Source organism: Phenylobacterium sp. (assembly GCF_028290885.1).
Taxonomy (GTDB): Bacteria; Pseudomonadota; Alphaproteobacteria; order Caulobacterales; family Caulobacteraceae; genus Phenylobacterium.
The window spans coordinates 23,308-33,099 of the sequence record NZ_JAQGIZ010000146.1; the positions used below are offsets into that span (position 1 = coordinate 23,308).

8 protein-coding genes are annotated in these 9,792 nt (G+C 69.0%); 6 read left to right on the forward strand and 2 right to left on the reverse strand.

Annotated elements, in window-relative coordinates; genetic code table 11:
• The first annotated feature begins 335 nt into the window (after positions 1-335).
• Positions 336-1,460, forward strand: a complete 1,125-nt coding sequence (locus tag JWP28_RS09955) for a ScyD/ScyE family protein (protein ID WP_299542572.1) — start codon at positions 336-338, stop codon at positions 1,458-1,460.
• A 70-nt stretch (positions 1,461-1,530) separates the two neighbouring features.
• On the opposite strand, the gene JWP28_RS09960 is transcribed toward JWP28_RS09955, so the two are convergent.
• Positions 1,531-2,232: an HAD-IA family hydrolase gene (locus JWP28_RS09960; RefSeq protein ID WP_299542574.1), complete on the reverse strand. Its 702-nt coding sequence runs from the start codon at positions 2,230-2,232 to the stop codon at positions 1,531-1,533.
• Positions 2,222-4,492 (reverse strand): transferrin receptor-like dimerization domain-containing protein, encoded by a 2,271-nt coding sequence (locus JWP28_RS09965; protein WP_299542575.1) that lies wholly within the window; start codon positions 4,490-4,492, stop codon positions 2,222-2,224. The genes JWP28_RS09960 and JWP28_RS09965 overlap by 11 nt, the downstream gene beginning before the upstream one ends.
• A 107-nt stretch (positions 4,493-4,599) precedes the next feature.
• On the opposite strand from JWP28_RS09965, the gene glmU reads away from it, so the two are divergent.
• From glmU to JWP28_RS09990, 5 genes are all read left to right on the forward strand, one after another.
• The gene (glmU, locus tag JWP28_RS09970) at positions 4,600-5,961 is read left to right on the forward strand and encodes a bifunctional UDP-N-acetylglucosamine diphosphorylase/glucosamine-1-phosphate N-acetyltransferase GlmU (protein WP_299542577.1); all 1,362 of its coding nucleotides are present in this window, start codon (positions 4,600-4,602) and stop codon (positions 5,959-5,961) included.
• Entirely contained in the window at positions 5,958-6,644 is a 687-nt protein-coding gene (gene rpiA, locus JWP28_RS09975; protein WP_299542579.1) for a ribose-5-phosphate isomerase RpiA, read from the forward strand. The genes glmU and rpiA overlap by 4 nt, the downstream gene beginning before the upstream one ends.
• A gap of 14 nt (positions 6,645-6,658) precedes the next feature.
• Positions 6,659-8,041, forward strand: a complete 1,383-nt coding sequence (gor, locus tag JWP28_RS09980; protein ID WP_299542581.1) for a glutathione-disulfide reductase — start codon at positions 6,659-6,661, stop codon at positions 8,039-8,041.
• Positions 8,038-9,228 (forward strand): O-antigen ligase family protein, encoded by a 1,191-nt coding sequence (locus JWP28_RS09985; RefSeq protein WP_299542583.1) that lies wholly within the window; start codon positions 8,038-8,040, stop codon positions 9,226-9,228. Before gor ends, JWP28_RS09985 begins: the two co-directional genes overlap by 4 nt.
• Before the next feature lie 263 nt (positions 9,229-9,491).
• On the forward strand, positions 9,492-9,792 hold a 301-nt coding region (locus JWP28_RS09990), incomplete at its 3' end, for a 3-deoxy-7-phosphoheptulonate synthase (protein WP_299542585.1).

Here is a 9,792-nt window from a genome sequence, read left to right on the forward strand (position 1 = left end):
GTCTGCCCAAGTCATCGTTCGTCGCAAGCGACTGCTCGAAAAGCACCGCGCTCAGAGAACGGCGCCAATTGGCGGTACAAGTAGTGCGGATTCCCCGTACAGGCGAAATATTCGGGTGTGTGGCGAGCAATGAGCGCATGTCTTCAAATTTGAGTCCCGCCCAGCTTATTGCTGTGGTAGAGATCCGTTAATCCAGGGGCGTAGCCTTGGATAGGGAAGTCATTTTAGTTCAGTAAATGATGGTTCTCTGGCGTCGCCTCAACCGGCGGCCGCGATTCCGCGTGGAATAAGTATCCTTCAGTACCTGTCTTTCTTTGGAAAAAAAGGAAGTTCAAATGGGCAAGGATCCCAACGCCTCCCGTCGCGCGAAATCTGTGCGCGCGGGCATGATTGCTGCCGCAATGTTGTCGGCGCCGCTGCTGGTCGGCACGGCCGCCCAGGCCGCTCCGCCGTCGACAGGCACAGGCAGCGTGTCCGTCTTCGCCACCGGGCTGAACAATCCCCGCGGGCTCAAGTTCGGGCCGGACGGAAACCTGTACGTCGCCGAAGGCGGCGCCGGCGGCGCGAACTCAACCGATGGCCAGTGCCCGCAGGTCGTGCCCCCCATCGGGCCGTATACTGGCAGCCAGACGGGCGGGCGCATCTCCAAGATTGACGCCCAGGGTGAGCGCACCACCGTTACCGATACGCTCCCGTCCGACCAGACAAGCGCGGGATCGGGCTCACTCGTCAGCGGAGTCGCCGACGTCGCCTTCATTGGCGACACGCTCTACGCCCTGCTGGCCGGCGCGGGCTGCTCGCATGGCGTAACGGATGTGCCGAACGGCGTCGTTCGGGTGGACCCGAACGGTACGTGGTCTTTGATCGCAGACCTGAGCGCGTTCCAGCACTCCCATCCGACGCAGGTTGTGGAACCGGACGACTTCGAGCCCGACGGCACCTGGTACAGCATGGTCGCAGTCCGCGGCGCTCTCTACGCGGTCGAGCCCAATCACGGCGAGATCGACAAGATCACCACCGACGGCGCCGTCAGCCGGCTGATCGACGTTTCCGCAACCCAAGGGCATGCGGTCCCGACGGCGCTGGCCTATCACGGCAACTTCTACGTCGCGAACCTTGGCGTGTTTCCGCAGCCCATCGGCAGCTCGAAGGTCTGGAAGGTCACGCCGAGCGGTCAGCTCAAGTTGGACACCAGCGGGTTCGACATGATTCTGGGCCTTGTCTTCGACAATCAGGCCCGGATGTACGTGCTCGAGATGAGCGCCGAGAGCCCGGCGCCGACCCCGTTCACGGGTCGCGTCACGCGCGTCTCGCCCTCCGGCGGGCGCGAGATCGTTGCGGACGGCCTCATGTTCCCGACGGGAATGACCTACGGGCCTGACGGGAATCTCTATGTTTCGAGTTTCGGCTTTGGCACGCCTCCCGGCGCCGGACAGGTGTTGAAGATCGAACTGCACTGAGCGCGCCCTAGTAGCGAGTCCGGCCTCTGGCGCCCGCGCCGGGAGGCCGGCCTTTGCGCTCCGTTTGGAACTATCGCGAACCGGTGCCCAGCAGGCGCGCGACCGCGTCGGGCAGCTGGTCGAAGCGGTCGATCAGCATGTCGGGCGCGAGTTCGCTGGCCGGGACCTCGGTGTAGCCGAAGCTGACCAGGATCAGCGGCACATTGGCGGCGCGCGCGGCGCCGGCGTCGGTGGCGGCGTCGCCGACCATCACCGCGCGGCTCATCGACCCTCCCACCGCGGCGACGGCGGCCTCGATGTGGCGCGGGTCGGGCTTCACGGCGGGCGTGGCGTCGGCGCCGATCACCGCGTCGAACAGGCGGCTCAGGTCCAGGGCGTCGAGCAGGGTGATCGAGAGCCCGGTCAGCTTGTTGGTGCAGACGCAGAGCTTCGCGCCCTGGGCCTTCAGGGTCTCCAGCGCCGCGACCGCGCCCGGGAACGGCCGGCTGTCGTCGGCGATGTGGTCCTCGTAGCGGGCGATGAAGCGGTCGAACAGCAATGGGACCCGCTCCGGCGCCAGCGGCGCGTCGGCGGCCAGGAAGCCGCGCTCGATAAGCCAGCGCGCGCCGCGGCCGATGAACGGACGGGCATCCTCGAGCGAGAGCGGCGCGACGCCTTCCTCGGCAAGCAGCCAGTTCAGCGTGCCGACCAGGTCGTGCGCGGTGTCGACCAGGGTGCCGTCGAGGTCGATGGCGACCACGGCGCCGGCAAGCGTTTCGCCCTCAGCCGCCATTGACGATCGCGGTCGCCTTGTCGAGGTTCGCGGCATAGGCCTCAAGCGCCTGGGCGGTGACGCCCACGTACTTCTGCGCGTCGTCGAACCGGCGCTCCTCGATGGCCTCGCGCACTCCTGGCAGGGTCTTTGCGCCATAGCCGGTGAAGCGGCCGGGCGCGTAGACCATGTTCATGTACCAGGGCCGGCCGGGCAGGCCTTCCGGGCGCAGCAGGCTCTGGTCCAGTGGCCGGACGGCGGCGCCGAGCCTGGCCTTCTGGGGCTTGCTCAGGCCAGCGCCCTTTGCGGCGAGGGCGGTGTCGAAGGCGGCGGAGCTCGCCTTCAGCTTCGCGACGGCGACGTCCAGGGCGGCGAAGTTCGTGGCTGGCGACTGGCCGAGCGCGGTGGGCGCGGCATGCGGGATGGTCGGGTCGGCGGCCAGGCCATAGGCGTTGGAGGCCAGGAGCTTCTTCTGCGTCGCGGCCTGGTCGCGGGTGGTCTCGGCGAGCTTTTTCACCTCGTCCAGGTAGCGGCCGACGGTGTCGGCGAAGTCGCCGTAGCGCTGTACCGGCAGGTCGGCGTCGGCCAGGCGGATGACCATGCGGCCGACCGTCTTCGCCAGCGTCGCGTCGTAGACGAAACCCGGATCGACGAAGCGGCTGTGGTGTTCGTAGTCGTCGTAGAGGGAGTGATAGACCCCGCCGCTGTCGCCCTCGCCGCCATAGCCGACATTGATCGACGCGAGGCCCAGGTGCTGCAGGAAAGCGGAATAGTCGGAGCCGGAGCCCAGCGGCGCGATCGGCAGGTCCTTGGCAGGATCTGCTGCGATCTTGCCCGTGGCCCTGGCCTGCTCGTTGGCGCCCGGATCGGCGGCCAGCACTTCCAGGCGGGCGCGCAGGCGGTCGCGGACCGAGACGCCGGTCTCCGGATCCTTCACGTCGGCCGACACCTGGTTGACGAAGTGCTGGAAGGCGTGGCTGCCCTCGGCGCCAAAGAAGCCGCGGCCGTTGCCGTCGGAGTTGATGTAGACCAGCGCCTTGGCTTTCAGCTCGTCGGCATGGGTCTCGGCCCATTCGGTGGAGCCCAGCAGCATCGGCTCCTCGCCGTCCCAGCTAGTGTAGACGATGGTCCGGCCGGGCTTCCATCCGGCCTTGACCAGGCCGCCCAGCGCCTTGGCCTCGGCGAGCAGGGCAATCTGACCGCTCAGCGGGTCCGACGCCCCCATCACCCAGCCGTCGTGGTGGTTGCCGCGCACGATCCACTCGTTCGGCGCGTCACGGCCCTTCAGCTCGCCGACGACGTCGTAGAGCGTCTTCGTTGACCAGTCCGACTTCACCGCCAGGCGGACCCGACCGCCGGCCGCGCCGCCGCCGACGTGATAGGTGATCGGCAGGGACCCGCGCCAGTTGGCCGGGGCCACCGGCCCGTCCAGCGAGGCCAGCAGCACCTGGGCGTCGGCGTAGGAGATCGGCAGGCAGGGGATCTTCAGGATGGTCTGGGCCTGGCTGCGGTCGAGCCGCTTGGCGTCCTTGGTCGAACCGACCCCCGGCGTCAGCGGATCGCCGGGATAGAGCGTCATGTCGGCCACCGAACCGCGCTGGAACCCGTGCGGCGGCCGGGCCGGGCCTTTCGGGTAGACGTCCTCGGTGGCGTAGCCGTCGTCCTTCGGGTCGGAATAGATGATCGCGCCGACCGCGCCGTGGTCCTGGGCGAGCTTCGGCTTCAGGCCGCGCCAGCCGCCGCCGTAGCGGGCGATGGCGATCTTGCCCTTCACCGAAATGCCCATCCGCTCCAGCGCCAGGTAGTCGTCGGGCATGCCGTAGTTGACGTAGACCAGAGGCGCGGTGACGTCGCCGTCGCCCTGAAAGGCCACATAGGCGGGCAGGGCGTCCTTGGTGTTGGTGGCGGCGTCGCCGGCGACCGGCGGCTCGGTCAGCGTGGCCTTGAACGGCGCGCCGGCGCCGCCCACCAGCTCCAGGCTCTCGCTGATCGGGGTGGGATAGAGGACGTCGAAGGTCTCGATCCGGGCGTTCCAGCCCCAGGATTTGAGCTGGGCTGCGATCCATTCCGCGTTGGTCTTGTCGTGGGCCGAACCCACGTGGTTGGGCTCTGCGGCGAGCAGCTTCAGCCAGCCGCCCATCTCCGCCGGATCGATCTGGGCGTCGAACTTGGCTTCGAGGGCCCTCGAATCCATGGTCGGGGGCGGAGCCGCCCAGGCGGCGCTCACCGCGCCGAGCGCGCAGGCGGAAAGAAGGGCGGCAAGCGTAGTGTGGCGATTCATGAAGGTTCCCTGGACGCGGCGGGACGCTAGCCGCTTCTCGCCCCCGGCGACAAGGCTTGGTAAGCCTCGCGCAGACATTCGATGACTCGCAACCCGGACCGCCCAAGATGACAGCCCGCGCCGCCGTAATTCTCGCCGCCGGTCAGGGTACGCGGATGAAATCGCCGCTGCCCAAGGTGCTCCACAAGGTCGGTGGCCGCACCTTGCTGGACCGGGTGATCGACACGGTGGAGGCCACCGGCTGCGAGCGGATCGTGGTGGTGGTCGGCGCCGGCGCCTCGGCGGTGCGCGAACTGGTGGTCCGACGGCTGGGCGAAGGGTCGATCGCCGTGCAGGACCCGCCGCTCGGCACAGGCCACGCGGTGATAGCCGCCCGCGAGGCCCTGGCGGACTTCCAGGGCGACGTGCTGGTGACCAACGCCGACTGCCCGCTGCTCAGCCCGCACGACCTGGAGCCGCTGTTCGCCCTTCGCCGCGACAAGGTCGCCCTGGCGCTGCTCGGCTTCGAGCCGCACGATGCGCTGCTCTACGGCCGGCTGATCCGCGGCGCCGACGGCCACGTGCTGCGCATCGTCGAACCGAAGGAGGCCACCGCCGAGGAGCTGGCGGTCCGCGCCTGCTACGCCGGCATGCTCTGCGCGGAGAAGGGCCAGCTGTTCGGCTGGCTCGACCGCACCAGCAACCAGAACGCCAAAGGCGAGTACTACCTGACCGAGATCGTCGCGCTGGCCGCCGCCGACGAGGCGCGGGCCATGGCCTCCATCGCCCCGGAGAGCGCGGTGATGGGCTGCGACACCCCCATGCAACTCGCCCAGGCCGAGGCGACATTCCAGCAGCGCCGGCGGGCCCACTTCCTGGCCGAGGGCGTGGCCATGCTGGCGCCGGAGACGGTGCACTTCTCCTGGGACACCCAGGTCGCGCCGGGCGCCGCCATCGAGCAGTTCGTGGTCTTCGCTCCGGGCGTGACCGTCGAAACCGGCGCGGTGATCCGGGCCTTCAGCCACCTGGAAGGCGCCGTCGTCCGCTCCGGCGCCCTGATCGGCCCCTACGCGCGTCTGCGGCCGGGCGCCGACATCGGCGAGGACGCCCACATCGGCAACTTCGTCGAGGTCAAGAAGGTCGCGGTCGGCAAGGGGGCCAAGGCCAACCACCTGAGCTACCTGGGCGACGGCACGGTGGGGGCGGGGGCGAACATCGGCGCCGGGACCATCTTCTGCAACTACGACGGCTTCGACAAATGGGAGACCCATGTGGGCGAGGGGGCGTTCATCGGGTCGAACACGGCGCTGGTGGCGCCGGTGACGGTCGGTCCGGGCGCCTACACCGGCTCGGGCTCGGTGATCACCAAGGCGGTCGGCGCCGACGCGCTCGCGCTCGAGCGCTCGAGCCAGGTCGAGAAGCCCGGCTGGGCGGCGCGCTTCCGCGAGCGGAAACTGGCCGAGCGCGCGGCCAAGAAGGGCAAGGCGTGAGCGAGGCCGAGGCCCAGAAGCGCGCCGCCGGCGAGGCCGCGGCGGCGCTGGTCGAGGACGGCATGGTCGTAGGGCTGGGCACCGGCTCCACGGCGGTCTGGTTCGTCAGGGCGCTGGCGGCGCGCGGCCTGGACCTGACCTGCGTGGCGACCTCGACGGCCACCGCCGACCTTGCGGCGAGCCTTGGCCTGAAGCTCGCCGAACTGGGCGAGACGCGGCCGATCGACCTCACCGTCGACGGCGCCGACGAGATCGGGCCCGGCTTGGCCCTGATCAAGGGCGGCGGCGGGGCGCTGTTGCGGGAGAAGCTGGTCTGGGAGGCCTCGCGCCGCTGCGTGGTGATCGCCGACGCCGCCAAGTGCGTGACCATGCTCGGGAAATTCCCGCTGCCGATCGAGGTGGTGGCCTTCGGGCACCAGACCACGGCGCTGCGCATCTGCGACGCGCTCAGCGAGTGCGACATCGGAGCGGCGCCGCGGCTTCGCATGAAAGACGGCGAGCCCGTGCGAACCGACGGCGGCAACCTCATCTATGACGCAGCTTGCGGGCGGATCGAGGAGCCGGCGGCGCTGGCGTTCGCGCTGAAAAGCGTCACCGGCGTCGTGGACCACGGCCTTTTCCTCGACCTGGCCGACCAGGCGCTGATCGGCGGCGCTTCCGGCGTGACCACGCTCGAGCCCTAGAGAAGGAGGCCGTCTTGGCCCAGTACGACTACGACCTCTTTGTGATCGGCGCGGGCTCGGGCGGCGTGCGCGCGGCCCGCCTCGCGGCGATGTCCGGCGCCAGGGTCGCCGTGGCCGAGGAGGATCGGGTAGGGGGCACCTGCGTGATCCGCGGCTGCATTCCCAAGAAATTCATGGTCTACGCTTCGGAATTCTCACACCATTTCAAGACCGCGAAGAGCTATGGCTGGACGGTCGAGCGCGCCACCTTCGACTGGCCGGCCTTCCTGGCCCAGAAGGACACGGAGATCGCCCGGCTTTCCGGCGTCTATGTCCGCAACCTGCACAACGCCGGCGCCGAGCTGGTGCACGGCAAGGGCCGGGTGGTCGACGCCCACACCGTCGAGGTCGCCGGCCACGGGACGCGCACCACCGGCAAGATCCTGATCGCCACTGGCGGACGGCCGTGGCGGCCGAGCGACATCCCCGGCTGCGAGTTCGCGATCACCTCCAACGAGGCCTTCCAGCTGCCGGAGCTGCCGAAACGCATCGTCATCGCCGGCGGCGGCTATATCGCCGTCGAGTTCGCCGGCATCTTCAACGGCCTGGGCGTCGACACGACCCTGGTCTACCGCGGCCCCAACCTGCTGCGCGGCTTCGACGACGACGTGCGCAGCCATGTGGCCGAGGAGCTGGAGAAGCGCGGGATCACGGTCGTGCTCGCCACCCAGCACACCGCCATCGAAAAGACCGCGACAGGGCTCCTCAGCCGCTTCACCAACGGCCACGACGTCGAGAGCGACACGGTCATGTGGGCGCTCGGCCGCGAGCCCTATGTGGAGGGTCTGGGCCTGGAGGCCGCCGGCGTGAAGCTGACCGAGAAGGGCGCGGTGGCGGTGGACGACTATTCGCGCACCAACGTCGAGAACATCTGGGCGGTCGGCGACGTCACCGACCGCATCAACCTGACGCCGGTGGCGATCCGCGAGGGCCAGGCCTTCGCCGAGACGGAGTTCTACGACCGGCCCACGAAATTCGACCACGAGATGGTGGCCTCCGCAGTCTTCTCGCAGCCGCCGATCGGCGCGGTGGGCCTGGCCGAGGCCGACGCGCGCCACCAGTATGGCAAGGTGGACATCTACCTCGCACGGCTGCGGCCGATGAAATACGCCTTCGCCGGCGCCGACGAGCGCGCGCTGATCAAGCTGGTGGTGGACGCCGCCACGGAGAAGGTGGTGGGCTGCCACGTGGTGGGCCCCGATGCGCCGGAGATGATCCAGATGGCGGCCATCGCCATGAAGATGGGCGTCACCAAGACCCAGTGGGACGCCACCTGCGCGGTCCACCCGACGCTGGCCGAAGAGTTGGTCACCCTGCGCGAGAAATACGTGCCCCTGGGCCTGGGCCAGGTGGCATGACGGCAACCGCCGCCGCCGCGCCCGCGCGCGACCGCCTGGGGGTATGGTGCGGCTGGGTGTTGATCGGCGCCGCGGTGCTGGTTCCGATCCTGGGCTGGCTGGCTCCGTTGGGATTCGCGGCGCTGCTGGCGCTGGTGGGACTGCTCTGCCTGCCGGCGGTGCGGATCGCCGACCAGGATCGGCCGGCGGCGATGATCCTGTTCGCGACCCTCATCTGGGCGGCGGTCTCGACCACCTGGAGCCCATATCATCCCAGCAAGCCAGGCAACTCCACGGTCCTGAAGCTCGCCTTTGAGCTGCCGCTCTACTGGAGCGCCATTTCGGCGGCTCGGCGCGCCGATCCGGTGCTGCGCACCCGCGCCCTGCACGTCCTGGCCTGGGGCTGCGCCGTGTTCGGCCTTGTCCTTCTTGAGGAGGCCGTGACGCGCGGCGCGCTCTACAAGGCGGTGCACGTCTCATATGAGCCAATCCGCGGCGATCTTGCGGAGTCCAACGTCGGACATTCCAGCCAGGTGCTCGCCCTGATCTGGCCGTTGGCGGCCGCCGGCGCGCCAGGCCGATGGCGGCCCTGGCTGGCGCTGGCGATGGTGGTGGGGACTGGCGCGGCGGCTCTGGCGTTTGGGTATGACGAGCCGGTGATCAGCCTCGTGCTGGCCCCCGTGACCGCGCTGATTGTCTGGCGTTGGCCCGATCGCGCGCCGAAGGTGATGGCCCTTGCCGCCGTGGTGCTCTTCCTGGGGATGCCCCTGGCGGTCTGGGCCGTCCGGCATTTCTTCGACTATGAGGCAATCCGGAACGCCCTGCCGAAGACCGATTCCATGCGCATGGGCTATTGGAGTCACGCCATCGATTGGATCCGGCTACGCCCCGTACGGGGCTGGGGCCTCGACGCCAGCCGCATGTTCGGCCCTGGGATCGTGCTGCATCCGCACAACAACCCACTGCAAATCTGGCTGGAGCTGGGTGGGATCGGGGCGGTCGCGGCCGCGGCCTTGTGGGGCGTGGCGCTGACCAGGCTTTCAAGGCCGATCCCCAGCCTGTCCGCCGCCGCCACGGCGGCCTGCGCGGCGGTCTACCTGCTCTCCGGCGTCAACTTCGGCGTCTGGCAGGAGTGGTGGCTGGCGCTAGGCGCGCTGATTGCGGTGTTTGCCGTCATGAACGCCCCGACCGACGAGACCGCCCGCTAGTGTGCTGGATTTGAAGTTCGCCTCATTTACGGGCCACGCGCCGAGCGAACTTCAAATCCAAGAAGCACACTAGAAAACATATGCTTGCTAGTGTCCCCATCGATCCCGAAGTTCGCCAAAGCCAGCCGCAAGCACTTGCGAACTTCGGGATCGGGACACTAGCCCTGTAAGCATCGACCTTCGCCCCCATCTTGGAGTAGAAGGCGCGGTTTCGCCGGTCCGGCTCAGCTGCCGGCGGCGAAGCGGGGCGTGGAGTTGGAGCGATGACCGAACACTGGACGCCGGCGTCCTGGCGATCGAAGACCGCCAAGCACATGCCGACGGACTATCCGGACCCGGCCGCGCTGGCCAAGGTCGAGCAGACCCTGCGCGGCATGCCGCCGCTGGTTTTTGCAGGTGAGGCGCGCCGCCTGAAAGGCTTGCTGGCCGAGGTGTCGGAGGGCCGCGCCTTCCTGCTGCAGGGCGGCGACTGCGCCGAGAGCTTCAAGGAATTCCACGCCGACAACATCCGCGACACCTTCCGCCTGATCCTGCAGATGGCGGTGGTGCTGACCTTCGCCGGCG